This window comes from Saccharothrix tamanrassetensis, assembly GCF_014203665.1.
GTDB classification, from domain to species: domain Bacteria; phylum Actinomycetota; class Actinomycetes; order Mycobacteriales; family Pseudonocardiaceae; genus Actinosynnema; species Actinosynnema tamanrassetense.
This window is the reverse complement of record NZ_JACHJN010000001.1, coordinates 985,212-1,011,498: the sequence shown is the minus strand read 5'-3', so window position 1 is coordinate 1,011,498 and position 26,287 is coordinate 985,212. Positions and strand designations below refer to the sequence as shown.

Annotated in this window: 23 protein-coding genes and 1 pseudogene; 13 read left to right on the top strand and 11 right to left on the bottom strand. The window is 70.5% G+C overall.

The genetic code is table 11. From position 1 onward, the window contains the following. Window positions 1-149 precede the first annotated feature (149 nt). The 6 genes and pseudogenes from FHS29_RS04065 to FHS29_RS38620 all read left to right on the top strand — a co-directional run bounded on the left by FHS29_RS04065 (window position 150) and on the right by FHS29_RS38620 (window position 4,662). On the top strand, window positions 150-989 hold the full coding sequence (locus tag FHS29_RS04065) for a helix-turn-helix domain-containing protein (protein WP_184688288.1): 840 nt from the start codon (window positions 150-152) through the stop codon (window positions 987-989). Between the two features lie 61 nt (window positions 990-1,050). Further along, complete coding sequence (pgsA, locus tag FHS29_RS04060) at window positions 1,051-1,659, top strand: phosphatidylinositol phosphate synthase (protein ID WP_184688286.1); 609 nt, start codon at window positions 1,051-1,053, stop codon at window positions 1,657-1,659. Continuing rightward, on the top strand, window positions 1,656-2,588 hold the full coding sequence (locus tag FHS29_RS04055) for a phosphatidylinositol mannoside acyltransferase (protein ID WP_184688284.1): 933 nt from the start codon (window positions 1,656-1,658) through the stop codon (window positions 2,586-2,588). The genes pgsA and FHS29_RS04055 overlap by 4 nt, the downstream gene beginning before the upstream one ends. Continuing rightward, window positions 2,585-3,700, top strand: a complete 1,116-nt coding sequence (locus FHS29_RS04050) for a glycosyltransferase family 4 protein (RefSeq protein WP_184688282.1) — start codon at window positions 2,585-2,587, stop codon at window positions 3,698-3,700. The genes FHS29_RS04055 and FHS29_RS04050 overlap by 4 nt, the downstream gene beginning before the upstream one ends. A gap of 17 nt (window positions 3,701-3,717) precedes the next feature. Further along, window positions 3,718-4,176: pseudogene (locus tag FHS29_RS38625) on the top strand (exopolyphosphatase); the annotation flags it as partial. Between the two features lie 9 nt (window positions 4,177-4,185). After that, window positions 4,186-4,662 carry an NUDIX hydrolase gene (locus FHS29_RS38620; RefSeq protein WP_446689058.1) on the top strand — a complete coding sequence of 159 codons (477 nt, stop codon included), beginning with the start codon at window positions 4,186-4,188 and terminating at the stop codon, window positions 4,660-4,662. A gap of 120 nt (window positions 4,663-4,782) precedes the next feature. Here FHS29_RS38620 and FHS29_RS04040 read toward each other — a convergent pair whose 3' ends face one another. The 7 genes from FHS29_RS04040 to FHS29_RS04010 form a co-directional block, all read right to left on the bottom strand. After that, on the bottom strand, window positions 4,783-5,157 hold the full coding sequence (locus FHS29_RS04040; RefSeq protein ID WP_184688279.1) for a PH domain-containing protein: 375 nt from the start codon (window positions 5,155-5,157) through the stop codon (window positions 4,783-4,785). Window positions 5,158-5,194: 37 nt separating this feature from the next. Continuing rightward, window positions 5,195-5,671 (bottom strand): hypothetical protein, encoded by a 477-nt coding sequence (locus tag FHS29_RS04035; RefSeq protein WP_184688277.1) that lies wholly within the window; start codon window positions 5,669-5,671, stop codon window positions 5,195-5,197. Window positions 5,672-5,916: 245 nt separating this feature from the next. Continuing rightward, entirely contained in the window at window positions 5,917-6,426 is a 510-nt protein-coding gene (locus FHS29_RS04030; protein ID WP_312864736.1) for a DUF4240 domain-containing protein, read from the bottom strand. A gap of 62 nt (window positions 6,427-6,488) precedes the next feature. Beyond that, the gene (locus tag FHS29_RS04025) at window positions 6,489-7,481 is read right to left on the bottom strand and encodes a TIGR03842 family LLM class F420-dependent oxidoreductase (protein ID WP_184688274.1); all 993 of its coding nucleotides are present in this window, start codon (window positions 7,479-7,481) and stop codon (window positions 6,489-6,491) included. A 10-nt stretch (window positions 7,482-7,491) separates the two neighbouring features. Next, window positions 7,492-8,877, bottom strand: coding sequence for a dihydropyrimidinase (hydA, locus tag FHS29_RS04020; RefSeq protein WP_184688272.1), 1,386 nt, complete (start codon window positions 8,875-8,877; stop codon window positions 7,492-7,494). Next, window positions 8,874-9,716, bottom strand: a complete 843-nt coding sequence (locus FHS29_RS04015; RefSeq protein ID WP_184688270.1) for a nitrilase-related carbon-nitrogen hydrolase — start codon at window positions 9,714-9,716, stop codon at window positions 8,874-8,876. Before FHS29_RS04015 ends, hydA begins: the two co-directional genes overlap by 4 nt. Then, on the bottom strand, window positions 9,713-11,215 hold the full coding sequence (locus tag FHS29_RS04010) for an NCS1 family nucleobase:cation symporter-1 (RefSeq protein WP_184688268.1): 1,503 nt from the start codon (window positions 11,213-11,215) through the stop codon (window positions 9,713-9,715). The genes FHS29_RS04015 and FHS29_RS04010 overlap by 4 nt, the downstream gene beginning before the upstream one ends. Before the next feature lie 242 nt (window positions 11,216-11,457). On the opposite strand from FHS29_RS04010, the gene FHS29_RS04005 reads away from it, so the two are divergent. The 3 genes from FHS29_RS04005 to FHS29_RS03995 all read left to right on the top strand — a co-directional run bounded on the left by FHS29_RS04005 (window position 11,458) and on the right by FHS29_RS03995 (window position 14,769). Then, complete coding sequence (locus FHS29_RS04005) at window positions 11,458-12,435, top strand: LysR family transcriptional regulator (protein ID WP_184688266.1); 978 nt, start codon at window positions 11,458-11,460, stop codon at window positions 12,433-12,435. 121 nt (window positions 12,436-12,556) lie between these two features. Then, window positions 12,557-13,996 (top strand): S1 family peptidase, encoded by a 1,440-nt coding sequence (locus tag FHS29_RS04000; RefSeq protein ID WP_184688264.1) that lies wholly within the window; start codon window positions 12,557-12,559, stop codon window positions 13,994-13,996. 329 nt (window positions 13,997-14,325) lie between these two features. Next, window positions 14,326-14,769, top strand: a complete 444-nt coding sequence (locus tag FHS29_RS03995) for a hypothetical protein (protein WP_184688262.1) — start codon at window positions 14,326-14,328, stop codon at window positions 14,767-14,769. Between the two features lie 67 nt (window positions 14,770-14,836). Here FHS29_RS03995 and FHS29_RS03990 read toward each other — a convergent pair whose 3' ends face one another. Then, the gene (locus FHS29_RS03990; protein ID WP_184688260.1) at window positions 14,837-16,450 is read right to left on the bottom strand and encodes a PucR family transcriptional regulator; all 1,614 of its coding nucleotides are present in this window, start codon (window positions 16,448-16,450) and stop codon (window positions 14,837-14,839) included. Between the two features lie 108 nt (window positions 16,451-16,558). On the opposite strand from FHS29_RS03990, the gene FHS29_RS03985 reads away from it, so the two are divergent. Next, window positions 16,559-17,866, top strand: coding sequence for an aspartate aminotransferase family protein (locus FHS29_RS03985; RefSeq protein ID WP_184688258.1), 1,308 nt, complete (start codon window positions 16,559-16,561; stop codon window positions 17,864-17,866). Beyond that, complete coding sequence (locus FHS29_RS03980) at window positions 17,863-19,353, top strand: CoA-acylating methylmalonate-semialdehyde dehydrogenase (protein ID WP_184688256.1); 1,491 nt, start codon at window positions 17,863-17,865, stop codon at window positions 19,351-19,353. Before FHS29_RS03985 ends, FHS29_RS03980 begins: the two co-directional genes overlap by 4 nt. Before the next feature lie 75 nt (window positions 19,354-19,428). Here the strand turns inward: FHS29_RS03980 and FHS29_RS03975 are convergent, their stop codons facing one another. From FHS29_RS03975 to FHS29_RS03965, 3 genes are all read right to left on the bottom strand, one after another. Further along, on the bottom strand, window positions 19,429-21,486 hold the full coding sequence (locus FHS29_RS03975) for an elongation factor G-like protein EF-G2 (RefSeq protein WP_184688254.1): 2,058 nt from the start codon (window positions 21,484-21,486) through the stop codon (window positions 19,429-19,431). A 577-nt stretch (window positions 21,487-22,063) separates the two neighbouring features. Then, window positions 22,064-23,173: a saccharopine dehydrogenase NADP-binding domain-containing protein gene (locus FHS29_RS37585; protein WP_312864735.1), complete on the bottom strand. Its 1,110-nt coding sequence runs from the start codon at window positions 23,171-23,173 to the stop codon at window positions 22,064-22,066. Window positions 23,174-23,244: 71 nt separating this feature from the next. Further along, window positions 23,245-24,219, bottom strand: a complete 975-nt coding sequence (locus FHS29_RS03965) for an alpha/beta hydrolase family protein (protein WP_184688250.1) — start codon at window positions 24,217-24,219, stop codon at window positions 23,245-23,247. Window positions 24,220-24,297: 78 nt separating this feature from the next. On the opposite strand from FHS29_RS03965, the gene FHS29_RS03960 reads away from it, so the two are divergent. Beyond that, entirely contained in the window at window positions 24,298-25,140 is an 843-nt protein-coding gene (locus tag FHS29_RS03960) for a PaaX family transcriptional regulator C-terminal domain-containing protein (RefSeq protein WP_184688249.1), read from the top strand. Window positions 25,141-25,338: 198 nt separating this feature from the next. Next, window positions 25,339-26,247 (top strand): pyridoxal 5'-phosphate synthase lyase subunit PdxS, encoded by a 909-nt coding sequence (gene pdxS / locus FHS29_RS03955; protein ID WP_376774382.1) that lies wholly within the window; start codon window positions 25,339-25,341, stop codon window positions 26,245-26,247. Window positions 26,248-26,287 lie beyond the last annotated feature (40 nt).

Genomic DNA, 26,287 nt, shown 5'->3' with positions numbered 1-26,287 from the left:
TCGTGCCGCCGAGTGCACGCCCGTCTGCACGTGCAACCCGAATACACACAGTCGCCGTGCGAAAGATCACCACATGAGCGGCGATGAACGTCCGGTATTCCCTGTGTGGCCGATCGTCACGGACCGCCATCATCGATAACGTGCGTTTCATGACCGCACCTGAGCGTTCGCGGCTGGCCCGAGAACGGCTCTCGCGCGAGTTACGCAGGCTGCGCACGGAGGCCAAGATGACCGGCACGGCCACCGCGCGGGCTACCGGGATGAGCCAGTCGAAGTTGTCGAAGATCGAGAACGGCATGCTCCTCCCGTCCGTGACCGACGTGGAGCGCCTGGTGGCCGAGTTGTCGGCGACCAGGGAGACCAGGGTCGAGCTGGTGGAACTGGCCCGTCAGCTGCACGCCGAGGCGGAGACCCGCCGGGTGGTGCTGCACCGCGGGGCGCATCGGCACCAGCAGACCGTGGCGCGTATCGAGGCCCGTGCGACCACGAGCCGTTTTTTTCAGAACGCCGGGGTTCCGGCGTTGTTGCAGAGTGAGAACTACCTGCGGGTGGTGCTCAACGCCACGCCGGCGCACGAGCAGGACACCGCGATCGCCACGCTGCGCAGCCGTCGGGCGCGGATGGACGACCTGGGCAAGCGGTTCGTGTTCCTGCTGGCCGAGGGTGCGCTGCGGTGGCGGATGGGGTCGGCCGACCTGATGTGCGAGCAGATCGAGCACCTCGTGCAGATCATGCGGAGACCGAATGTGCAGCTCGGCGTGGTGCCCTGGACCGCGGACGCGAACCTGGTCGCGCTGCACGGGTTCCAGGTCTACGACGAGCGGGTGGTGACGTTGAGCGTGCTGACCGGCAACGCGACCATCACCGACCCCCACGACGTGCGCGAGTACCTGGCGCTGTTCGGCCGGCTGGAGCGGCTCGCCATGCGCGGCGAGCAGCTGGAGGACCTGCTGGAGGGAATCTCCAGGGACCACCGCAAGCTCGGCTGAGCTGGGCCGTTAGGCTGCCGGAGACCCAGTCGTCCCCGCCGGTAGGTGCAGTCGCCGCCTTATGCTGAACATCTTCGCCCGCGCGTCGGTTTCGCGCGTCACCGATCCGATCGGGGCGTGGCTGCTTCGCCGCGGCCTCACCCCGAACACCGTCACGGTGCTGGGCACCGTCGGCTCCGTCGCCGCCTCGCTGTGGTTCATCCCGCGCGGGCAGCTGTTCACCGGGGCCGCCGTGGTCACCGCGTTCGTGCTGTTCGACCTGATCGACGGCGCGATGGCGCGCGCGCAGGGCGGCGGCACGCGGTTCGGCGCGGTGCTGGACGCGAGCTGCGACCGGATCGCGGACGGCGCGCTGTTCGCCGCCATCGCCTGGTGGTCGTTCGGTGCGGGGGAGCAGGGGCTCGCCGCCGCGAGCCTGGTCTCCCTGGTGGGCGCGCAGGTCACCTCGTACGTCAAGGCGCGGGCGGAGGCCTCGGGGCTGTCCGCCGACGGCGGCGTGGCGGAACGGGCGGAGCGGTTCATCATCGCGCTGGTCGGCATCGGCCTGCACGGGCTGGGCGTGCCGTACGTCCTGCCGGTGGCGCTGTACCTGCTCACCGCACTCGTGGTGATCACCGTGGTGCAGCGCGTGCTGGCCGTGCGGCGTGCCGCTAAGGAGCTGTCGACATGAAGGAGCGCCTGGCCGATCTCGGCTTCGCCGCGGGCTGGCGAGTGGTCCGGCTGCTGCCGGAGAAGTGGGCGGTCGCGCTGTTCGACCGGGGTGCGGACTGGGCGTCACGGCGTGCCGGCGGCGGCGTCCAGCAGCTGAGGGCGAACCTGCGGCGGGTGGTGCCGCGCGCGGGCGAGGCCGAACTGGACGAGTTGGTGCGGTTGTCCGTCCGGTCGTACGCGCGGTACTGGCGCGAGGCGTTCCGGCTGCCGTCGATGGACCTGAAGGCCGTCTACGAGTCGTGCGACCGGTCGTTCAGCGGGGTGGAGAACCTGGAGGCGGCGCTGGCGGCCGGTAACGGCGTGGTGCTCGCGCTGCCGCACTGCGGCAACTGGGACATGGCGGGCGTGTGGCTGGTGGAGAAGCTCGGCACGTTCACCACCGTCGCCGAACGCCTCAGACCCGAGTCGCTGTACCGGCGGTTCATCGCGTTCCGGGAGAGTCTGGGCTTCGAGGTCGTGCCGCTGACCGGCGGCGACCGCAACCCGGCCGTGGTGCTCGCGGAACGGCTGCGCGCCAACCAGCCCATCTGCCTGCTCGCCGACCGGGACCTCACGGCGGGCGGTGTGCCGGTGACGTTCTTCGGCGAGCGCACCATGATGCCCGCCGGCCCCGCGCACCTGGCCGCCACCACGGGCGCGGCGCTGCTGCCGGTCGGGCTGTGGTTCACCGAGGACGGTTGGGTCGTCCGCATCCACCCGCCGATCCGGGTGTCGGGCACCGGTGGCGTCCCGGCGGCCACCCAGTCCATTGCGGACGTGTTCGCCGCCGACATCGCGGCGCACCCCACGGACTGGCACATGTTCCAGCAGCTGTGGCTGGCGGACCTGCCGGAGAGCAGGCAGAAGGCCCTGCGCCGGGTGCTGGCCCGCAGGGAGGGCACCGGGTGAAGGTCGGCATCGTCTGCCCGTACTCCTTCGAAGTCCCCGGAGGCGTGCAGGCGCACGTGGTCGACCTGGCGCGCGCGCTGCGTTCACTGGGGCACGAGGTGGAGGTGCTGGCGCCGGCGGACGACGACACCCCCGTGCCGGACTTCGTGACCTCCGCCGGGCGCGCGGTGGGCATCCCGTACAACGGTTCGGTGGCACGGCTGTCATTCGGCCCGGTGTCGTTCGCCAGGGTGCGGCGGTGGATCGCCGAGCACGACTTCGACGTCCTGCACCTGCACGAGCCCACCGCGCCGTCACTGTCCATGTTGGCGCTGATGGTGGCGGACGGGCCGATCGTGGCCACCTTCCACACGTCCACCCCGCGCTCCAAGATGCTGTCGGCGTTCCAGATGGTGCTGCAGCCGTTCCTGGAGAAGATCACCGCGCGGATCGCGGTGTCCGCGCTGGCCCGGCGGGTGCAGGTGGAGCACCTCGGCGGGGACGCGGTGGAGATCCCGAACGGTGTGGACGTCGGCTTCTTCGCCGACGCGGAGCCGCTGGAGGGCTACCCGCGCCCCGGCGGCACGATCGGGTTCGTCGGCCGGTTCACCGAGCCCCGCAAGGGGATGCCGGTGCTGCTGGAGGCGTTGCGGGCGCTGGACGACGTGCGGCTGCTCATCGTCGGCCGCGGTGACGAGGAGGAGCTGCGCAAGGCCGCCGGTCCGGCGCTCGCGTCCCGGATGGACTTCCTGGGCATGGTCGACGACGAGACCAAGGCCCGCGCCCTGCGCAGCGTGGACGTGTACTGCGCGCCGAACACCGGTGGCGAGAGCTTCGGCATCATCCTCACCGAGGCGATGTCCGCCGGGACGGCCGTGGTGGCGAGCGACCTGGACGCGTTCCGCCGGGTGCTGGACGACGGGAAGGCCGGCGTGCTGACCCCGGTCGGCGACTCGGCCGCACTGGCGTCGGCGTTGCGGGGCCTGCTCGCGGATCCGGGGCGTCGGGCTGAGTACGTGGACGCGGCGCGGCAGCGGGTGATGACCTACGACTGGTCGGTGGTGGCCGGGCAGGTGCTGCGGGTGTACGAGAGCGCGATGGCCGCCGACCCGCGACGGGTGGGGGAGGCGTGACCAGTTCCGGCGTGGCGTTGACCTTCCTGGTGCTGCTCGGGCTGGTCGTGCTGGTGGGGCCCGGCATCCTCGGCACCGCCAACCGGCTCGACCGGCTGCACGTGCGCACCGACGCCGCGTGGGCCGCGCTGGACGCCGCGCTGGCGCGCCGGGCCGTGGTGACCCGCGCGGTCTCGGTGGTGTGCGGCACGCCGGCGCTGGGCACTGCGGCGGACCGGGCGGAACGGGCGTCGCGGGTGGACCGCGAGACGGCCGAGAACGAGCTGAGCGCGTTGCTGGAGGACCTGGACCGGTCGGTGCTGGCGCCGGCGTTGGCGGCGGAGCTGTCGGACGCCGAGCAGCGGGTCGTGCTCGCGCGGCGGGTGCACAACGACGCGGTGCGGGACACGTTGGCGTTGCGGCGGTGGCGGCTGGTGCGCTGGCTGCGCCTGGCCGGGACCGCGCCGACGCCGTCGTACTTCGAGATCGCCGAACCGCCTGCCGACGTGCCGACCCAGCGGGTGTCCGCGCGGGTCGTGCTAGTCGACGGGGACGACCGGGTGCTGCTGTTCGAGGGCTTCGACCCGGCGCGCCCGGAGGAGCTGTTCTGGTTCACCGTGGGCGGTGGCGTGGAGCCGGCCGAGGACCTGCGGGCGACGGCGGTGCGCGAGGCGCACGAGGAGACCGGGTTGCGGCTCTCCCCGGACGAGCTGGTGGGTCCGGTGTGGAAGCGGCGGGCGGTGTTCAGCTTCGACGGCCTGAGCTACGCGGCGGAGGAGTGGTTCTTCGTCAGCCGGGCCGAGTGCTCGGACGTCGACACGTCCCGCTTCGACGAGCTCGAACAACGGACCATCCGCCGCCACCGGTGGTGGTCGGTGGAGGAACTGCGCGCCACCGACGACACCGTGTACCCCGTGCAGCTGGCCGAGGTGCTGCCGGACGCGCTGGCCGGGTGGGACGGCGAGACCCGGCTGGTCCGCTGAGCCCGGCGGCGGGTGCGCGTGCCCCTGCGGTGCGTCGTGCGGCACCGGCAATGACACCGGCATCAACACCGGCACCGGCAATGACACCGGCATCAACACCGGCACCGGCACCGGCACCGGCTAGAGGATGAAGGTCGCGATCATCTGGCCCAGCAGGCGGACGTCGGCGTGGCCGCGGAACTCCAGGCGGACCTGGCCCAGGCCGGAGAACCACAGGTCCAGCTCGGCGTCCATGTCGAAGGTGCCCGCCGTCTCGATGGAGAACGCCTGGACCCGGCTGTAGGGCAGGGACGTGAAGTCCTTCTTGCGCCCGGTCATGCCCTGCACGTTGACCGCGATGACCCGCTTGTCGGTGAACACCACGAAGTCGCGCACGGTCTTGAAGCAGGACACGATCCGCTCGCCCTGGATCATGATCGGCGACACCTGCGGCGCGATGTCCTCCGGCCGGCACGGCGCGAGCTTGAACACGGACGCTTTCTCGAAGTCGATCACGAATCCGACGGTAGCACCGGATTCGGCGGCGCAGGGCTCAGCGCAGCAACCGGAACAGGTTGTCCGAAGGGTCGACCAGGACGCGCAGCCGGTCGCCCACCTCGTACCGCTGCCCGCGTTGTTCGAGGTAGTCGGCCTCGAACGGGACCAGGCCGACGCCGAAGACCCGCAGCCGCAGCCCGACACCGGAACCCCCGACCAGGTCCACCTCCCGCACACCGACGATCTCTGCCGTGGCCGGGACACCGGACCGTTCCAGCCGGTCGTGCTGCGCCTTCGTCTCGGTCTTGACGACGCGGTTCCCGTTGATCTCGGAGACGAGCACTAACGTCACCAGGACGCCGATGCCGAACATGACCCAGCGCCCGTCCGCCGGGACGAACCAGGCGCCGATCATGAGCGCGGGGCCGAGCAGCAGTTCGAACGCCGTGAACCAACTGCCGAGGAAGGCCAGGCGGCCCCGCTCCTCGCGCGGCCACACCTGCTTGCCCTCGGGACCGAGTTCGGTGGACATTCCCGGGATCGTAGGACGTAGGGCGTTCGACAGGGCCGGTCGTGGCTGTTCGATCACGTCGACCAAGGGTTGCCCGAAGCGGATCTCCGGGAACACGGGGGACGCAACTCGGTGCGGTCCGCCAATGGTCGCCTGGAGCGGGTTTCCGGGACGCGGGTGGCCCCACAGCTCGGTGCGGTTCGCCGGAGTCGCCGCCTGTGTGCGGCTCCGGGGCGCGGGTGGACCCACGCCCCGGCACCGCCGGCCTAGGCCCAGCCGGCGGCGTTCGTCGCCGTCTCGCGGGAGATGCCCGAGCCGGTGCCCGGGAAGCCGCCGAAGCGCTCCGCGTGCAGGTGCGCGAAGAAGTAGCACAGCGCCTCGCACTCGGCGTCCGCCACGGCGACCCGCGGATCGCGCGACACGGCCTCGTAGAACTCCCGGCCCAGGCCCAGGACGAAGCCGCGCGCGTACAGGAACCCGTCGTCCGAGCCGCCGGTGACCTCGTGCACGTCCTGCCGGTCGAGCTCGTGCAGCTTCCGCTCCACCACCCGGTCCAGCGCGGTCAGCTCCTCGCTCGACAGCTCCGAGCACGCCTGCCGCAGCGACGCCAGCACCGCGTCCAGGTGCTCCTCCAGCACGGCGGCCTCGTCGAACGCTTCCTCGTCCAGGTCGCGCTTGGCCAGCGCCGCGCGCACCTCGTTCGCCTCGGGGCCCACAGCGGCCCAGGCGTTCTCCAGCAGAGCCCAGAAACGGGCTTCGTCGTTCTCGAATGTCACGCCGCACACGGTAGCGGGGTGGTCCGACAATCCACCCCGCCCACCGCCTCTGAACAGGGCAATCAGACCTGCGGGATGATCTCGTCGCCGTAGGCGGCCAAGGTCTTCTCCTTCTCGTCGTGCATCAGGTACAGCGCGAAGTTGTCCACGCCCAGCCCGCGCAGCTCGTGCAGCCGCTCCACGTGCGCAGCCGCCGGACCCACCAGGCAGAACCGGTCCACGATCGAGTCCGGCACGAAGTCCGCGGAGCGGTTGCCCGCCCGGCCGTGGTGGGAGTAGTCGTAGCCCTCGCGGTCCTTGATGTAGTCGGTCAGCGCCGCGGGCACCGCGCCCGAGTCGCCGTACCGGGCCACCAGGTCGGCCACGTGGTTGCCGACCATGCCGCCGAACCAGCGCAGCTGGTCCCGTTGGTGCGCCAGGTCTTCCCCGACGTACGCGGGCGCGGCCACGCAGATCGTGACGTCCGCCGGGTCACGGCCCGCCGCCACCGCCGCGTCCCGCACCGACCCGATCGTCCACCGCGCGATGTCCGGGTCGGCGGTCTGCAGGATGAACCCGTCCGCCTGCTCGCCGACCAGTTTGAGCGCACGCGGCCCGTACGCGGCCATCCACACCTCCAGCTTGCCGTTGCGCACCCACGGGATGCGCACGGGCGTGCCGTGGTGGACGACCTCGCGTCCCTCGGCGAGCCCCTTCACCACCGCCATCGCCTCGGCCAACGTGGCCAGCGAAGCGGGCTTCCGCCCGATCACCCGGCTCGCCGAGTCGCCCCGGCCGATGCCGCACACCGTGCGGTTGCCGAACATGTCGTTCAGCGTCGCGAACAACGACGCGAGCACCGACCAGTCACGGGTGCTCGGGTTGGTCACCATCGGCCCGACGACCAGGTCGGTGGTCGCGGCCAACACCTGCGAGTAGATGACGAACGGCTCCTGCCACAGCACCGTGGAGTCGAACGTCCACCCGTAGCGGAAACCGCTGTCCTCGGCGGCTTTCATCCCGGCGATCACGTCCCGCGCGGGCGGGTCGGTCTGCAACACCACACCGAAGTCCACGACGTGCCCCCTAGATCAGGTACTGGTTGAGCTCACGGGCCAGGAACCTCCCGTGCCCGACCGCACCGTGGAAACCGCTGCCGTCCACCACGACCCGGCCCCGGGACAGCACGGTGTCCACCCGCCCGGTCAGCTCCATCCCCTCGTACGCCGAGTAGTCCACGTTCATGTGGTGCGTGGCGGCCGAAATGGTCTGCCGCGTTTGCGGGTCGTACACCACGATGTCGGCATCCGCACCGGGTGCGATGACCCCCTTGCGCGGGTGCAGGCCGAACATCCGCGCTGGTGTCGTGGAACTGATCTCCACCCACCGCTCCAGGCTGATCTCGCCCTTCACCACGCCCTGGTGCAGCAGGTCCACCCGATGCTCCACGCCCGGCATCCCGTTGGGGATCTTGGAGAAGTCGCCGCGACCGAGTTCCTTCTGGTCCTTGAAGCAGAACGGGCAGTGGTCGGTCGACACCACCGACAGGTCGTTGGTGCGCAGGCCGCGCCACAGCTCCGACTGGTGCTCCCGGGGGCGCAGCGGGGGAGAGGCCACGTACTTCGCGCCCTCGAAGTCCGGTCTCGCCAGGTCCTCCAGCGACAGGTACAGGTACTGCGGGCACGTCTCGGCGAACACGTTCTGCCCGGTGTCGCGCGCCCGGGCGACCGCGTCCAGCGCCTGCGCGGCGGACAGGTGCACGACGTAGAGCGGCGAGCCGGTCACCTTCGCCAGGGTGATCGCCCTGGACGTGGCCTCACCCTCCAGTTCGGCCGGACGGGTGAGCCCGTGCTCCACCGGATCGGTGCGGCCGGCGGCGAGGGCCTGCGCGACCAGTTGGTCGATCGCGATGCCGTTCTCGGCGTGCATCATGATCGTCGCGCCGGTCTCGCGCGCCTTCTGCATGGCGCGCAGGATCTCGCCGTCGGTGGCGTAGAAGACACCGGGGTAGGCCATGAACATCTTGAACGTGTTCACGCCCGCGTCGATGCAGGATTCCATCTCCTTCAACGAGGTTTCGTTGACGTCGGAGACGATCATGTGGAACCCGTAGTCGACCGCGCAGTTGCCGTCCGCCTTGGCGTGCCACTTGTCCAGGGTGGTCAGCAGGGAAGTGCCCTTGACCTGCACGGCGAAGTCGATGATCGTCGTGGTGCCGCCCCACGCCGCCGCCGTGGTACCGGTGGCGAACGTGTCGGCGGAGAACGTGCCGCCGAACGGCATCTCCATGTGCGTGTGCGCGTCGACACCGCCCGGGATCACGTACTTCCCGGACGCGTCGACGGTCCGGTCGGCCTCGATCGGGAATCCCGGCGCGAGCAGCGCGGCGATCTTCTCGCCGTCCACCAGCACGTCGGCGGGGACGGCCCCGGTCGCGTTCACGACGAGACCGCCCCTGATCAGGGTGCTCACGGCTTCACCAGCGCTTCGTACGAGTCCGGGCGGCGGTCGCGGTAGAACGCCCACAGGTCGCGCACCTCGGCCAACAGGTCCATGTCCAGGTCGCGGACGACGACCTCCTCGTCGGTGTCCGAAGCGGCCTCGCCCACCAACTGCCCACGCGGGTCGGCGAAGTACGACTGCCCGTAGAAGTCGTTTTCCCCCAAGGGCTCTACGCCCACGCGGTTGATCGTCCCGACGTAGTACTCGTTCGCCACGGCGGCAGCGGGCTGCTCCAGCCGCCACAGGTACTCCGACAGCCCGCGCGAAGTCGCCGACGGGTTGAACACGATCTGCGCGCCGCCCAGCCCCAAGGCGCGCCAGCCCTCGGGGAAGTGGCGCTCGTAGCAGATGTACACGCCGACCTTGCCCACCGCCGTGTCGAACACCGGGTAGCCGAGGTTGCCGGGCCGGAAGTAGAACTTCTCCCAGAACCCCTTCACCTGCGGGATGTGGTTCTTGCGGTGCTTGCCCAGGTACGTGCCGTCGGCGTCGATCACCGCGGCCGTGTTGAAGTACACGCCGGGCTGCTCCTGCTCGTACATCGGCACCACCAGCACGACCCCGTGCTGTTCGGCCACCCGGCACATCAGCTCGGTGGTCGGGCCGTCCGGGATGCCTTCGGTGTAGGAGTAGTAGTCCGCGTCCTGCACCTGGCAGAAGTACGGCCCGTAGAAGAGCTCCTGTAGGCACACGACCTGTGCGCCCTGCGATGCGGCGGTGCGGACCGCCTCCACCGCGTTCGCGATCATCGACTCCTTGTCGCCGGTCCACTTCTGCTGGACCAGCCCCGCCCGCACGATGTTGCTCACGCGTTCTCCCTCCGTGGCGCCAGAGCCAGGTGGACGACCAGGCCGCCGACCAGGCCGACGACCCAGTTGTAGTCGTAGAGCGGTTTGAGGAACGGGATCAGGCCGTCGGCGGGGAACGGCCCGCCGTACGCGCCACCCACCGCGAGCACGGACCCGACGGCGGTCGCGACCACCGCGCGCCGGTTCCAGCCCGCGCTGAACCAGTAGGCACCGCGTCCGGACAGGTAGAGGTCGGGCAGTTCGAGTTCGGTGCGACCGAGGATCCAGTAGCCCGCGATGAACACGCCCGCCACGGACGCCAGCAGACCGCCGTAGAAGCCCAGCCAGGCGAAGATGTAGATGCCCGGGTCGGCGATCAGCCGCCACGGCTGGATCGCGACGCCGATCACCCCGGTGATCAGGCCGCCCAGCGCGAACGTGATCTTCTTCGGGAACGCGTTGGAGAAGTCGTAGGACGGGCTCACCACGTTCGCCGCGAGGTTCGCCGAGATGGTCGCCAGGACCAGCGCCACCAGCGCGACCAGCACCACGGCCGTGCTGTCGAACCGACTGGCCAGCGCCGCGGGATCCCAGATCGCCTCGCCGTACAGGGCCACCGCGCCGGACGTGGTCAGGATGGCCACGATCGCGATGAACGACATCGTGGTGGGCAGCCCCAGGAGCTGCCCGAGGGCCTGCTTGCGCTGGCTGCCGCCGAACCGGGTGAAGTCCGGCATGTTCAGCGACAGCGTCGACCAGAACGCGATCATGCCCATCAGGGACGGGAAGAACACCTTCCAGAAGTCCGCGCCCCAGCCCAGCCTCGACGGCTCGGACAGGATCGGCCCGAACCCGCCCGCCTTGACCGCCACGTACGCGAGCAGGACCAGGAAGCCGACCGACACCAGCGGCGCGGTCCAGTTCTCGAACCGGCGGATCGCCTCCATGCCGCGCCAGATCACCACCATCTGCACCAGCCAGAAGCCCAGGAAGCACAGCCACAGCGTCCACACCTGGCCGAGCACGACCGGCGCGTTCGTCCAGCCGTCGCCCGCCAGCCTGCCGACGATCACGTGCAGCGCCTTGCCGCCGACCCAGGTCTGGATGCCGAACCACGCGCACGCGATGAACGCCCGCAGCAGCGCCACCAGGTTCGCGCCGCGCACCCCGTAGAAAGCGCGGGCGAACACCGGGAACGGGATGCCGTACTTGGTGCCCGCGTGGCTGTTGAGCAGCATCGGCGCCAGCACGACCAGGTTGCCGAGGGTGATGGTCAGGAAGGCCTGCAGCCAGTCCATCCCCAACGCCACCAGGGACGCGGCCAGCGTGTAGCTGGGGATGTTGTGCGCCATCCCCATCCACAGCGCGAAGAAGTTGTAGGTGGTCCAGGTGCGCTGCGCGATCGGCACCGGGGCCAGCTCGGGGTTGTAGTAAGGGCTCGCCGCGATCGCGGAGTGGTCGCGGAGCTCCACGCGGCCGTCGGGAGCGGATGTGACCTGTGCTGCGGAGTCGAGGGCCATCGATCACTCCCCTGTTAAGCTCGTTGAACACCTTCCACGCAGGCGGTTCGGCACGTTGTCCATCCGGGCATCCTCGGGTCGGCCCGCCTGCGCCGGGCAGTGTCAAAGTGTCCACGCTTGACGTGATCGGAAGACACTCTGCCCGTTGCCGGGCGGTGCCGCCGGCCGGGCCATAAGGATTTGCCCTCTACTCGGCGTTAGACCCCTCGACTGACCGTTCACAGTGTCCTACCGTCGGTTGGATGAAGCTCGAACTGCGGCACCTGCGGGTGGTCTGCGCGATCGCCGACGCGGGCAGCCTGTCGAAAGCGTCCTCCTTGCTGGGCCTCGCGCAACCCGCGCTGACCGCTCAACTGCACCGGATCGAGGGCCTGCTCGGCGGCAAGCTGTTCGAGCGCGACCACAAGGGCGCGCGGCCCACCGTGCTCGGCGAGCTGGTGCTGGAACGCGCCCGCGTCCTGCTGCCCGCGTTCTCCCGCCTGCAGGAGGACGCGCTGCGGCTGGTCGACGACGACGTGCCCACCGACCGGTTCCGGGTGGGCGCGGTGAACGGACCCATGCTCGGCGGCCTGGTGCACCGGCTCACCGAGTCGCACCCGGGGGCGCACGTCAGCACGCACGCGTCGTGGTCGAACGACGAACTGGCGAAGTCGGTCGCCCAGGGGCGGCTGGACTACGTGCTGGTGGGTGTCTGCGGCGACGCGCCGCCGCCGACGGAGTACGGGTTGACCTGGCAGGTGATCGCGCTCGACCCGGTGTTCGTGCTGGTGCCCGAAGACCACCCGTTCACCCTGCGCGAAGAGGTGGAACTGGCGGAGCTGAAGGAGATGCAGTGGGCGGTCGTGCCCGGCGACGGGTGCTTCGGCGACTGCTTCGTCGCCGCGTGCAGCCGCGCCGGCTTCACCCCGCGCACCATGTACGAGGTGGACATCAACAGCTGCATCGACCTGGCCCAGGCCGGTGACACGGTCGCGCTGTGCCAGCCGACGTTCCGCCGCGCGCCGGGTCTGGTGGCGATGCCGATCGCCGGATCGCCGCTGCGGTGGCGGCACCTCATCGGCTGGGATCCGGAGAGCCCCGCCGCGGCGTTCGGACCCCAGGTCCTGCGGTACGCGGGCGAGGCCTATCGTGAAACCGCGGAGCGCAACCCCCGTTACACGGCGTGGCTGCCGTCGCATCCCGAGTACGGGGCGGTCCGGCACCACGTCGCGGTGCCGTGAACCCGTGATGGTCCGTTCGCCCCTCCATCACACGGACTTATGACCCAAGCGGTATTACCGCGATCGGCCGGGTCGACTTACTTTTCACGGGGAATCCCTGCCTCCCTCGAGGAGAAACCCCATGTCAACACCGTTGAGACCACTGGCGCTGGCCGCAGCGCTGGTGGCCGCCGGCGCCCTGTCGGGAACCGCGCAAGCGGCCCCGGCGCCGGCGGACCAGAGCACCGAGATCCTCTCCGCCATCCAACGCGACCTCGGCTTGGACGCGAACCAGGCGCGCGAGCGGCTGTCGGCCGACAAGGCCTCCAGCGACACGGCTCGCGACCTGCGCAAGCACTTGGACGCGCGGTTCGGTGGCGCGTGGATCGACTCGTCCGGCACGCTGACCGTCGGCGTCACCTCGCGGGCCGACCTGGACCAGGTCGGCCGCGGCCGGGGCAAGCTGGTGCAGCGCAGCGAGCGGGACCTGGACGCGGTCAAGTCCACTCTGGACCGCAACGCCTCCCGGGCGCCCCGGTCCGTGCCGGGCTGGTACGTCGACCTGCCGACGAACACCGTCGTGGTCAAGTCGCACTCCGACAAGCTCTCCGCCGCCCGCGCCTTCGTGGCCGCCAGCGGCGTCAACGCCTCGGCCGTCCGGTACGTGCCGACGAACGAGGCCCCGCGCCCGCTGATCGACGTCATCGGCGGCAACGCCTACAACATCGGCAGCGGCACCCGGTGCTCGGTCGGCTTCTCGGTCAACGGCGGCTTCGTCACCGCCGGCCACTGCGGGACGACCGGCGCGTCCACCTCCAACCCGAGCGGCTCGTTCCGCGGCTCCAGCTTCCCCGGCAACGACTACGCCTGGGTGCAGGTCGCGGCCGGCAACACGCCGCGCGGCCTGGTGAACAACTACTCCGGCGGCACGGTCTCGGTGGCCGGCTCGCAGGACGCGGCGGTCGGGGCGACGGTCTGCCGTTCCGGCTCCACCACGGGCTGGCATTGCGGCACCATCCAGGCCCGCAACTCCTCGGTGTCCTACCCGCAGGGCACGGTCACCGGTCTGATCCAGACCACGGTGTGCGCGGAGCCCGGTGACTCGGGCGGCTCGCTGGTGGCGGGCAACCAGGCGCAGGGCGTGACCTCCGGCGGTTCGGGCAACTGCCGGACCGGTGGCACCACCTACTTCCAACCGGTCAACGAGATCCTCCAGGCCTACGGGCTGAGCCTGATCACCAGCGGTGGCGGCAACCCCAACCCGCCGACCGGTTGCGCCACCTCCGAGGTCCGCTACAACGGCTCGCTCGCCGCGGGTGGGCAGGCTTACCAGCCGAACAACAGCTACTACCAGTCCACGGTGTCCGGCGCGCACGTCGGTTGCCTCGCCGGTCCGACCGGTGCCGACTTCGACCTCTACCTGGAGAAGTGGAACGGCAGCGCTTGGGCGGTCGTGGCCAAGGGCGACAGCCCGGCCGCGAGCGAGACCGTGAACTACAACGGCACGGCCGGCTACTACCGGTTCCGGGTGCACGCGTACAGCGGCTCCGGCAGCTACACACTAGGGGTGACGAACCCCTAGTCGCTGGGGGATGAAAACCCGCGCGGGTCCGTGCCGAGTCTCCCCGGCACGGGCCCGCGCGGGCACTTCGGGCCCCGCTCCGCCCGTCCGACTGTCTGCTGTGGACAGCCCGACGGGTCTTCGCGGTTCCGGTACACCGCGGTCCGCGGCGCGGAGCCTGTCACGGGATGATCCCGTCAGGTGGTCGACCTCCACCCGTGGTGCCACCTCTACCGGGTGACGGGCGGTACGCAGCGTCAGTCACCCTATCGAGCGAGTGTGGCAGGGCCGAACCGGTGCCGATGACGAAAGGGTCCACTGATCGGTCCCCGAACCAGGTTAGGAAAATCGTGTCTGCACACCGCACCCGCGGAATCCTGCGTGCCGCCGCTCTGCTCGCCGCCGGCGCCACCCCGCTGCTGGTCGGCTCCGCCTCCGCCGCGCAGCAGCCGCTGGACGTCGTCGAAGGCTCCCTCTCCGACGCGCCCAAGACCAGTCTGGAGCTCACCAAGTCGGCGACGGACCTGCTCGGCGACCAGGCCGTGCGGCTGCCCCTGCCGGTGCGGGACCAGGTCGCCGTCGAGGCCCAGCTGCCCGCCGTCGCCGACCTGCCCGCCTCGCCCGAGGTGCCGTCCGTGCCGAAGGCCCGCGACCTCCCCCAGGACGCGAAGCTGCCCGTCGTGGCGCAGCTGCCGGGTGTGTCCGAGGTGCAGCCGCCGAACCTCCAGCAGCCCGGCCTGCCGGGCCTCCCGGACGCGCCCAAGCCGCCGATCGACCTGCCGCCCCTGGGCTGACCGCGTGGGGATTGCCCCGGTCCCCCAGGGCAATCCCCGCTCTCCGGGCGGCATCGTCAGTGCTCATTCAGTGCTCGCCCATCTCGTGCACCAGCAGCGCGACGTACAGCGACAGCACCGACTCCGGGTCCTCCAGCGACACGCCCAGCACCTGCTCGATCCGGCTCAGCTGCTGGTAGTACGCCGTCCGCGACAGGTGGGCGGCAGCCGCCGCGGCGGACTTGTTGCCGCCCTGCTCGCAGTAGCACCGCAGCAGCTCCACCAGCCGGCTGCCCTGGTTGCCGTCCCGCGTGACCAGCGGTCCGAGCTCCCGGTCCGCGAACGCCCGCACCCGTTCGTCCTCCCGCAACAGGTGCAGCAGCCCGCGCAGCCGCACGTCGTCCAGCCGGTGGTATAGCCGGTTGCCCGGTGAGCGCAGCGCCGCCCCGGCGATGTGCGCGGCCTCGCCGAGGCTGCGCCGCACGTCGGGCAGCGCCGACACGGTCGTCCCCACCGCGATCACCACCGGCAGCGCGTGCTGGGTCGCGGCGGCCGTCCGGTGCACCTCGCGGGCCAGTCGGCGCAGCACCCCGTCGAGCCCGGCGGCGGGCGGCAGGGACAGCAAGGCCCGCACGCTGGTGTCGTCCACCACCCCGACCAGCGCGGGCACGGTCACCCGGCGGGTCGCCAGGGCGGTCGCCTCGGCCAGGTCGCGCAACACCTCCTGGGTCGCCAGCGCCTGCGCGGGCGCGGTGGCCGCACCCGGTCGGATCGCCACGCCGACGAGCTGGCGCCGGTCCAGCGGCACGCCGAGCGCCGCCGCCCGCGCGGGCAGGTCCTGCGGAGGGCGGCCGAGCAGCTGGGTGAGCAGCGTGCGGTGGGTCTGGCGTTCCAGGGACTCCCGGTCCCGCGCCACCAGCCGGTGCACGGCCAGCGCCGACGCCGCGCGTTCGGCCACCACCACGTGCCGGTGCGGCGGGGGCTCGGGGGAGACCAGCACCAGCCGGCCCCAGTCCGCCCCGCGCGCGCCGACGATCGTCACCAGCCAGCCCGACTGCTCGTGGTAGGCGGTGCGCTCGGGCACGGTGACCGCCTGTGAGCGGGTGCCCCAGTCGGCCAGCAAGGCGGTCGGGTCCTGCCCGGCCGCGTCGTAGGCGAGCACCTCGTGCCCCAGGGTCTCCAGCACGACCGGCAGCCCGGACATCCGGGCGACCTCGCGCAGCACCTCGGCGGGCTCCGCGCCGGCGACGGTCAGCGACGTGAACGTCTCGTGCACCAGCTCGGCCGCCCTCAGCTCGGCCAGCTGAGCGTCTACGATCAACGCCACAACTGCCTCGGTCACCGACACGAATCGGGTTTCGCGCGCCAGCGTCACCAACGGCAGCCCGTGCCGTTCGGCGGCGGCCACCAGGGCACCCGGCACCTCGTCGTTCCACCGCCGCACCAGTTCCACGACCAGCCCGGACGCACCCACCGACGCCAGCCCGGCGACGTACTCCGCCAGCCCCGCCGGGTCCTCGGGCAGGGCGATGCCCGTGGTCAGCACGAGTTCGCCGCCGCGCAGCAGGTGGGCGATGTCGGCGATCTCGGCCGCGTGCACCCAGCGCACCCGGCGCTGCATGCCGGCCGCGCCCGCGATGACGCGTGGTTCGCCTCGGCGGATCACCGGCAGGGCGAGAGCTTCGGCAACCGTGGGGTACATGGACACAACGTAATGCGATTTGCCAAAAAGCGGTACACGTTGTGCATGGCGGTGCTCGGCCGTCCCGACCAGACTCCATCACCAGGGACGCCCTTTGAGGAGGACGCGATGGTGGTACCCGGGACGAGCGGGCACGAGGCTGGCGGGCACGGCGAGCTGCTGGCCCGGCACCGCGCGGTGATGCCCGACTGGCTGGCCCTCTACTACGAACAGCCCATCGAGCTGGCCAGTGCCGGCGGGCGGCGGGTGACCGACCGGGAGGGGCGCAGCTACCTGGACTTCTTCGCCGGCATCCTGACCAACGCGATCGGCTACGACGTGGCCGAGATCAGCGACGCGATCCGGGCCCAGCTCGACACCGGCGTGCTGCACAGCTCGACGCTCTACCTGATCCGCTCGCAGGTCGAGCTGGCCGAGAAGATCGCGGAGCTGTCCGGGATCCCGGACGCCAAGGTGTTCTTCACCAACTCCGGCACCGAGGCCAACGAGACGGCGCTCATGCTGGCCACCCAGGCCCGCCGCAGCGACCAGGTGCTCGCGCTGCGCAACTCCTACCACGGCCGGTCGTTCGCGAGCATGGCGATCACCGGCAACCGGGGCTGGTCGGCGTCCTCGCTCAGCCCGGTGAAGGTCAGCTGGGTGCACGGCGGCTACCGGTTCCGCAGCCCGTTCAAGGACTTCTCCGACGCCGACTACATCAAGGCGTGCGTCGAGGACCTGCGCGAGGTGATCGAGACGACCACGGCGGGCGACGTGGCCTGCATGCTGGTCGAGCCGATCCAGGGCGTCGGAGGCTTCTCGACTCCGCCGGACGGGCTGTTCGCGGCGTTCAAGGAGGTCCTGGACGAGTACGGGATCCTGCTGGTCTCCGACGAGGTGCAGACCGGCTGGGGCCGTACCGGCGAGCACTTCTGGGGCATCCAGGCGCACGGCGTGACACCGGACGCCATGACGTTCGCCAAGGGGCTGGGCAACGGTCTGGCGATCGGCGGCGTGGTCGCGCGGGGCGACCTGATGGACTGCCTGACCGCCAACTCGATCTCCACGTTCGGCGGCAACCCGGTGTCCACCGCGGGCGCGCTGGCGACCCTGGACTACCTGCTGGACAACGACCTGCAGGCGAACGCGGCGAAGATGGGGGAGCGCCTGATGAGCGGTCTGCGCACCATCGCCGAGGACCGGCCGGCGGTCGGCGACGTGCGCGGCAAGGGGTTGATGGTCGGCATCGAGCTGGTCGGCCCGTCCGGCGAACCCGACCCGAAGGCGGCGGGCGCCGTGCTGGAGGGCACCCGGGAACGCGGCCTGCTGGTCGGCAAGGGCGGCCTGTACGGCAACGTGATCCGGCTCGCGCCGCCGATGACCGTGACCGAGGACGAAGTCGAAGAAGCACTGGGCATCCTGGGAGACGTGCTGTGAGGATCACCCACCGGATCGGCGGAAAGGCCTGGGACGGCGTCACCTCGCGCAGTGGCGACGTCTACGACCCGGCCACCGGCCGGGTCGCCGCCCAGGTCGACTTCGCCTCCTCGTCCACTGTGGACGGAGCCGTCGAGGCGGCCGGCTCCGCGTTCGCCTCGTGGCGCGACACCTCACTGGCCCGACGCGCCAACGTGATGTTCGCGTTCCGCGAGCTGTTGAACGCGCGCAAAGATGAACTGGCCGCGATCGTGACCGCCGAGCACGGCAAGGTGCTGTCCGACGCGGCGGGCGAGGTGCAGCGCGGGTTGGAGGCGGTGGAGTTCGCGTGCGGCATCCCGCACCTGCTCAAGGGCGGGTTCAGCGAGAACGCCTCCACGAGGGTCGACGTCTACTCGATCCAGCAGCCGCTCGGCGTGGTCGGGGTGATCTCGCCGTTCAACTTCCCGGCCATGGTGCCGCTGTGGTTCGTGCCCAACGCGATCGCGTGCGGCAACACCGTCGTGCTCAAGCCGTCGGAGAAGGACCCCTCGGCCGCGGTGTTCATCGCCGACCTGTTCGCCGAAGCCGGACTGCCGGACGGCGTGCTGAACGTCGTGCACGGCGACAAGGAGGCCGTCGACCGCATCCTGGAGCACCCGGACGTCAAGGCGGTGTCGTTCGTCGGCTCGACCCCGATCGCCCGGTACGTCTACGAGACCGGGACCAGGCACGGCAAGCGCGTGCAGGCGTTGGGCGGCGCCAAGAACCACATGGTGGTGCTGCCGGACGCGGATCTCGACCTGGCCGCCGACGCGGCCGTGTCGGCGGGCTTCGGCTCGGCGGGGGAGCGGTGCATGGCCATCTCGGTCGTGGTCGCGGTCGACCCCGTGGGCGACGAACTGGTGGCCAAGGTCAAGGACCGCATCGCCCGCCTGCACGTGGGCGACGGCCGCCGTCCCGGCTGCGAGATGGGCCCGCTGGTGACCGGCGCGCACCGCGACAAGGTGGTGTCCTACGTGGACGCCGGAGTGACCGAGGGCGCGGCGCTGGTGGTCGACGGCCGAGGGCACCCGATCGACGGCGAGGCCGACGGTTTCTGGCTCGGGCCCACGCTCTTCGACCACGTCGGCACCGACATGTCGATCTACCGGGACGAGATCTTCGGTCCCGTCCTGTCCGTCCTGCGGGTGGCGACCTACGACGACGCGGTGGAGGTGGTCAACGCCAACCGCTACGGCAACGGCACCGCCATCTTCACCAACGACGGCGGCGCGGCCCGGCGGTTCCAGAACGAGATCGAGGTCGGCATGGTCGGCGTCAACGTGCCGATCCCGGTGCCCGTGGCCTACTACTCGTTCGGCGGCTGGAAGGACTCGCTGTTCGGCGACTCGCACGCCTACGGCCCGGAAGGCGTGCACTTCTTCACCCGCACGAAGGTCGTCACCGGCCGCTGGCTCGACCCGTCCCACGGCGGCGTCAACCTGGGCTTCCCGCAGAACACCTGAGGCCCCGCCCCGGATGCCGGGACCGCGTTCGACGGATGTCGCGGGCCCGGCACGGTGGCGAGGGTCGGGGTGACCTCAGGTGGAACGGGCGGCCAGGGCCTGCGGCAACGGGTCGTAGCGGCAGAAGCGGCGCGTGTAGGTACCGGTGCCCGAGGTCAGCGAACGCAGCTCGATGGCGTAGCGGAGCAGCTCGGTCGCGGGCACCTCGGCCCGGATCAGGGTGTAGCCCGCCGTGTCCGCCTCGGTCCCGAGCACCCGTCCACGCCGACCGGACAGGTCGCCCAGCACCGTGCCCAGGTGCTCGTCGGGCAGCCGGATCGACACCTCGTCCACCGGCTCCAGCAGGGCGGTCTTCCCGTTGGCCGCCGCGTCCTTCAGCGCCAGCGACCCCGCGGTCTGGAACGCGGCGTCGGACGAGTCGACCGAGTGCGCCTTGCCGTCCACCAGCGTCACGCGCACGTCCACCACCGGGTACCCGCCCTGGAGGCCGCGCTGCAACTGGGCCCGCACGCCCTTCTCGACGCTCGGGATGAACTGGTTGGGCACCGCGCCGCCGACGATCTTGTCCACGAACTCGAACCCGGAGCCGCGCGGCAGCGGCTCGACGACGATGTCGCACACCGCGTACTGCCCGTGCCCGCCGGACTGCTTCACGTGCCGCCCGTGGCCCTTGGACTGTCCGCTGAACGTCTCCCGCAACGCCACCCGCACCGGTTCGGTGTCGACCTCCGCGCCACCGGCGCGCAACCGGGCCAGCACGACGTCGGCGTGCGCCTCACCCATGCACCACAGCACGAGCTGGTGGGTCTCGGCATTGCGCTCGAGCCGCAACGTCGGGTCACCCGCGACGAGCTTGCCCAGGTTGCGCGCCAGGTTGTCCTCGTCGCTACGACTGCGCGGCACGACCGCGACCGGCAGCAGCGGTTCCGGCATCTCCCACGGTGCCATCAGCAGCGGCTTGTCCGGCGCGGACACCGTGTCGCCGGTCTCCGCGGAGCCCAGCTTGGTCAACGCGCACAGGTCACCGGCGACGCAGTACGGCACTTCACGCAGGTTCGCCCCCAACGGCGAATACACGTGCGCCACCCGTTCGTCCACATCGTGGTCTTCATGGCCCCGGTCGGCCATCCCGTGGCCGGACACGTGTACGGGCCGCTCCGGCCGCAACGTCCCCGAGAACACCCGCACCAACGACACCCGACCGACGTACGAGTCGACAGCGGTCCGCACGACTTCGGCGACCAACGGCCCGTCCGGGTCCGCGGCGAGCCGGGGATGCGGGATCCCGTCCACTCCGGTGACATCGGGCAGCGGGTGCTCCAACGGCGAGGGAAACGCCCGCGCGACACCGTCGAGCAACTCGGCAAGCCCCACACCGGTCATCGCGCACACCGGCACCACCGGGTGGAACGACCCCCGCACGACCGCCGTCTCCAGGTCGGCGATCAGCGTGGCCTGGTCGATGTCCTCGCCGCCGAGGTAGCGGTCCATGAGGGTCTCGTCCTCGCTCTCGGCGATGATGCCCTCGATCAACGCGTTGCGCTGCTCCTCGTACCGGGGGTCGTTCGTGGTCAACAGGTTGACCAACCCGTCGTCACCGGGCAGGTAGAGCGGCACCACCCCGGCCCCGAACGCCTCCTGGCAGGACGCGATCTCCCCGAGCACATCAGCCCGGTGGTGATCGGTGCGGGCGACGACGACAGCGCGGGGCATTCCGACCGCCGCGCACTCCTCCCACAACGCAACCGTCGTGGCGTCCACCCCTTCGGCCGCGCTCACGACGAACAACGCCGCATCAGCCGCCCGCAACCCGGCCCGCAACTCACCGACGAAGTCCGCATAGCCGGGCGTGTCGATGAAGTTGATCTTCACCTCCCCGTGCCGAACCGGCGCCACCGCCAGCCCGACCGACCGCTGCTGACGGACAGCGGCAGGATCATGATCACAAACGGTGTTGCCCTCGGTGACCGAACCGGCCCGGCTGAGCACGCCGGTAGTGGCAAGCAGGGCCTCGGTGAGCGTCGTCTTCCCGGACCCGGAAGGCCCGACCAACACGACATTGCGAACCTTGGCCGGATCATCCACAGCGACCGCGCCTGCCGAGTGGCCATTGTCGGAGCTCTTGGTTCCCATGGGGACCACCCTCCACAAGTGTTTAGTGTCCGATCTCACACCCAAGGACCCCACGGGACAACCCCAACCCCGACACCCAACCCACCAGGAGGAACCCAGACGGACCGCAACCACCAAAGGCCGCATGACAGCGCCACCCTCAACCGAGCGTCACCACCCACACCCCGCCACACCCACGGCCGCGCCCCCCGCACACCTCCGCCTACGGCCTGCGCGCCCCACGCACACCTGCGGGTTCGGCTGCGCCCCCCGCGCACCCCCGCCTACGCCCCGCGCACTCCTGCGGTTCGGCTGCGCCCCCGCACACACCGGTCCCTCTGCGTGTCATCCCCGTATGGCCTGCGCGCCAGCGAACCGCATGTGTCAAGGGCAGATCGAGACCCGCGACCACCGCACACACATGATCGATCTGCCCTTGACGCATGTGGTTGTCTCCGACCAGGTCATACGGGGAGGACACGCAGACCCCCACCCACACCGCACCTCAAAGCTCGAAGAGCTTTGCCCTTTGGGGATCCTTGGCGGCCTGCCCGTCCGGCGAGGACGCTTTTCAAGTTTTCACCCCCACCTCCACCCCTCACGCGCCAATCGACGAAACACGCGTCCGCACCACCACCCCCGGATGATGAAGCGCCAAATCCCGAAAGAACCGCTCCGCATCAATCACAGCCTCAGGCGAATACACCCCAGGCTCAACCCCCGACAACTGCACCAACCCCAGCGCCAACGGCAACCCCGTAGCCTCTGCCACATCATCCATCAACCAAGGATGATCAAGCGTAGTCACCGCCACCCGCCCACCTCCACCCCCACCTCCACCCCCACGAGCCACCGCAAAAAATGACGGCAACGACCCTTTCCCCGCAAGCCTCCGCCCAAACCCCCGCAACACCCTTCCCAACCCCGGCCGGGCAACCTCCGCAGCCGCCTCCTCCACCGTGAGTCGCCCCGCATCGATATCCCGCCGCAACACCTCCAAAAACCCGATCGTCCAAGCCGAAGCAACCATCAACGTGCTCGAAGCAACCGGCCGAAACGTCCCGTGAAACATCACCGGCTCCGGATGTCCGACCGTATAAGCAGTCCCGGCGAACCCACCCGGCAACTCCAACCGAACCGCCCGAAGCGGCGGCACCTCCACCACCTCCCCACCCTCCACCACCGCGGTCCGCCCGCTGATCTGCCTCATCCAATGCACCAGCGCCGCCCCCGCCTCCGCCGTCCCATCCGCAGGCCAAGCCGTGTACACCTCCTCCACACCCCCCGCCTCCCGCACCCCTCCCTCCCGCCCCTCCAACTCCCGCGCCTCCAACTCCCGCGCCTCCAACTCCCGCGCCTCCAACTCCCGCACCTCCAACTCCCGCACCTCCAACTCCCGCACCGCCAACGCCGCCAACAAGTTGCTGACCCCAGGACTGGCGCCCATCCCGATCACCGCCCGCACCCCGGCCGCCCGCGCCGCACCGTCCAACGCCATCAACTCACCGATCGGCTCCCAGTCGTCACAAATATCCAGATAGTCAGTCCCCGTATCGATAGCAGCCCGCAACACCCCGGCCCCGAACCGATAAAACGGTCCGACCGTGTTCAGAACCACATCCGCCGGCCGAAGAACCTCCCGCAACGCCTCTCCGTCGGTCACGTCAACCCGAACCCCACCGCCAAGGTCCGCAACCACCACCTCCACCCCCGGCAACGCGGAAGCCACCCGAGCCGCAGCCGCCCCAACCGCCCCCGCGCCCCCCAAAACGACAACTCTCACCCCACACCCCTCAAGAACCGTTCCTGCTCCTCCAAAAACCCTCCGACGAACAACGACCGGGGTGCCATCACCGCCACCACCGCGGTCATGAACTCCCCGCGCCCCGCAACGGTCATCCCGTGCGTCCCATCCGCATAACGCACCACCCGCACCCGACTGACCAATCGCCGATACACAGCTTCCGTATCGGCGACATCCACGTTCACGTCGTGTCCACCGAGCACCAGCAGCACCGGCACCTTCACCTGCGCCAGATCCGCCGAAGCATCGGACTCGTGATTGGCCAGGATGAACCGCCACCGATCCGGCGTGATCTCCGTGGAACCCACCGCCGCCCGGTACTCCTCGAACGTCGACCGCCGCCGCAGGTGCTCCAACGTCGTCTCCCGCAACGCCAACGCCGAAGCGACCTCCTCGCCCGACGCCCCGCGCGCGGCCAACTCGGCCAGCAGGTTGAACCGCCCCTGCTGGTGCCAGTTCACCGCGGGCGACACCGCGATCACGAACTTCACCTCCGGGTTCCGCGCCACAGTCGGCATCACCCACCCCGCCTGGCTGGCGCCCCACACCCCGATCCGCTCCGGGTCGATCTCCGGTCGCGACCGCGCCCACGCCACCGCGTCCAACGTCTCCCGCGCCCGGTCCGCCATGGTCTGGTGCAGCCAGTTTCCCGGCGCACCGCCGACCCCCGGCTTGTCCCAGGACAGCGAGGCGTACCCGGCACGCGCGAACGCTTCCCACATCGGCCGGTAGAACGTCTCGTGGGTCGCGTCGATCGGCCCGTCGCCGTGCACGAACACCACCAGCCCGTGCCGGTCGCCGACTTCCGGCCGCGCGAGCACCCCGCGCAACTCCCCGATGCTCACCCTCTCCTCGCGAATCCCGTAAGAGTGTTGGTAGGCGATCCACCCCCCGGTTGCCACCGCCAGCACCACCACCACGACCATCACCCGAACCAGCCACCGTGCCATCCGCACCCCAACCCGAACTGCCATCTTCAACTCGAACCAAACTATCGTTGCCCCTACGAACGTACTAGATTTGAGCACATGGACGTCGAAGTACCCACCCGCACGGTGGTCGAAGCCCTCGTACGGGTGGACGGCACCGTGGAAGCCGGCGAGCTGTACGAAGTGGCCGACGCGCTCGGCATGAGCGACCAGCAGGTGCGCCTGTGCGTGAAAAGGCTTGTCGCAGAAGGGAAGTTCACCGTCGACGGCCGCGGGCGCAGAGCCGTGCTGAAGATGACCCCGCAAGCTCGCCGCGCCGCCGAGCCGGACGTCGAGTTCGTCCGGTTCATGTACCGGCAGGACGCGGGGGAGGCGCAGTGGGACGGGGTGTGGCACCTCGTCGCCTTCGCCGTCCCCGAGTCGCAACGCCCGGCCCGCGACGCCCTGCGGGACGCCATCGTGCGGTTCGGCGGCGCACCCCTGCACGGCGGCCTGTACGTCTCGCCGCACGACTGGGAAGACCTGGTCGAAGGCGAGGCCACCCACCTCGGCGTACTGCCCTCCGTCACCTTCCTGACCAGCGCCGACCTGCGGATCGGACGCGAACGCTCGCCCGCCGCCCTGGCCTCCCGCCTGTGGCCGCTGGACGAGGTCGCCGCCCGCCACGAGCGGCTCGCCGAGGTGGCGCGGGTCCGCCTCAGGCGGCTCACCGAGGGCGCGTCGCGGACGGACCTGCTGCGGATCGCGGTCGAACTGGCCGCCGAGTTCACCCGTGCCGTCGAACCCGACCCGCTGCTCCCGCCCGTGCTGCTGCCGCAGCCGTGGATCGGCACCCAGGCCCGTGCGCTGGTCGCCCGCTGCTGGGACGCGCTGGGCACGCGATCCGCCGAACTGCCCGCCCTGTTCCGCATGTACCACGACGCCGTGGAGGTCCTCCGGTGATGCTCGCGTGGTGCTCGAACAGTCGATGTGGCAGTCGGCCGGTCGGCCGTTGGCCAGTCGAGGTGCGTGCGGTGGCGTAGGCCACTACCTGCGGTTGAGTGTCGAGTGGCCTGCTGAGAACGCGCCGGATTGGCCTGCTTCGGCGGTCCACGTGGGACGTACCATGAGACTGTCGTCCACTCACTCGAAAGGTTGGCCGTGACCACTTCATCCGACTCCGGTACCCACGTCACCGGCACCGCCCGCGTCAAGCGCGGCATGGCGGAGATGCTCAAGGGCGGCGTGATCATGGACGTGGTCACCCCCGAGCAGGCCAAGATCGCCGAGGACGCCGGTGCGGTGGCCGTCATGGCGCTGGAGCGCGTGCCCGCCGACATCCGCGCGCAGGGCGGCGTGTCCCGGATGAGCGACCCGGACATGATCGACGGCATCATCTCGGCGGTGTCCATCCCGGTCATGGCGAAGGCGCGCATCGGGCACTTCGTCGAGGCCCAGGTCCTCCAGGCGCTCGGTGTCGACTACGTCGACGAGTCCGAGGTGCTGACCCCGGCCGACTACGCCAACCACATCGACAAGTGGCAGTTCACCGTGCCCTTCGTGTGCGGCGCGACGAACCTCGGCGAGGCACTGCGCCGCATCACCGAGGGCGCCGCGATGATCCGCTCCAAGGGCGAGGCCGGCACCGGCGACGTGTCCAACGCGACCACCCACATGCGCAAGATCCGCGCGGAGCTCCGGCGTCTCCAGAACCTCCCCGCCGATGAGCTGTTCGTGGCCGCGAAGGAGCTCCAGGCCCCGTACGAGCTGGTCCGCGAGGTCGCCGAAGCCGGCAAGCTGCCCGTCGTGCTGTTCACCGCCGGCGGCATCGCCACCCCGGCCGACGCGGCGATGATGATGCAGCTGGGCGCCGAGGGCGTGTTCGTCGGCTCCGGCATCTTCAAGTCCGGCAACCCGGCGCAGCGCGCCGAGGCCATCGTCAAGGCCACCACCTTCTACGACGACCCGGACGTGCTGGCGAAGGTGTCGCGCGGCCTGGGCGAGGCCATGGTCGGCATCAACGTGGACGAGATCCCGCAGCCGCACCGGCTCGCCGAGCGCGGCTGGTAGGAACGTCCTTCACCCGCAACGGCCCCGCAGGCTCGCCTGC

What these genes read in the sequence shown, in the direction of transcription:
- FHS29_RS03965 (WP_184688250.1), bottom strand. Translation starts at nt 24,219, where the DNA reads ATGGCACGGTGGCTGGTTCGGGTGATGGTCGTGGTGGTGGTGCTGGCG.
- FHS29_RS03985 (WP_184688258.1), top strand. Translation starts at nt 16,559, where the DNA reads ATGGTGGTACCCGGGACGAGCGGGCACGAGGCTGGCGGGCACGGCGAG.
- pgsA (WP_184688286.1), top strand. Translation starts at nt 1,051, where the DNA reads ATGCTGAACATCTTCGCCCGCGCGTCGGTTTCGCGCGTCACCGATCCG.
- FHS29_RS04065 (WP_184688288.1), top strand. Translation starts at nt 150, where the DNA reads ATGACCGCACCTGAGCGTTCGCGGCTGGCCCGAGAACGGCTCTCGCGC.
- FHS29_RS03960 (WP_184688249.1), top strand. Translation starts at nt 24,298, where the DNA reads ATGGACGTCGAAGTACCCACCCGCACGGTGGTCGAAGCCCTCGTACGG.
- FHS29_RS03990 (WP_184688260.1), bottom strand. Translation starts at nt 16,450, where the DNA reads ATGTACCCCACGGTTGCCGAAGCTCTCGCCCTGCCGGTGATCCGCCGA.
- FHS29_RS04005 (WP_184688266.1), top strand. Translation starts at nt 11,458, where the DNA reads ATGAAGCTCGAACTGCGGCACCTGCGGGTGGTCTGCGCGATCGCCGAC.
- FHS29_RS04000 (WP_184688264.1), top strand. Translation starts at nt 12,557, where the DNA reads ATGTCAACACCGTTGAGACCACTGGCGCTGGCCGCAGCGCTGGTGGCC.
- FHS29_RS04055 (WP_184688284.1), top strand. Translation starts at nt 1,656, where the DNA reads ATGAAGGAGCGCCTGGCCGATCTCGGCTTCGCCGCGGGCTGGCGAGTG.
- FHS29_RS03975 (WP_184688254.1), bottom strand. Translation starts at nt 21,486, where the DNA reads ATGGGAACCAAGAGCTCCGACAATGGCCACTCGGCAGGCGCGGTCGCT.
- FHS29_RS04010 (WP_184688268.1), bottom strand. Translation starts at nt 11,215, where the DNA reads ATGGCCCTCGACTCCGCAGCACAGGTCACATCCGCTCCCGACGGCCGC.
- FHS29_RS04035 (WP_184688277.1), bottom strand. Translation starts at nt 5,671, where the DNA reads ATGTCCACCGAACTCGGTCCCGAGGGCAAGCAGGTGTGGCCGCGCGAG.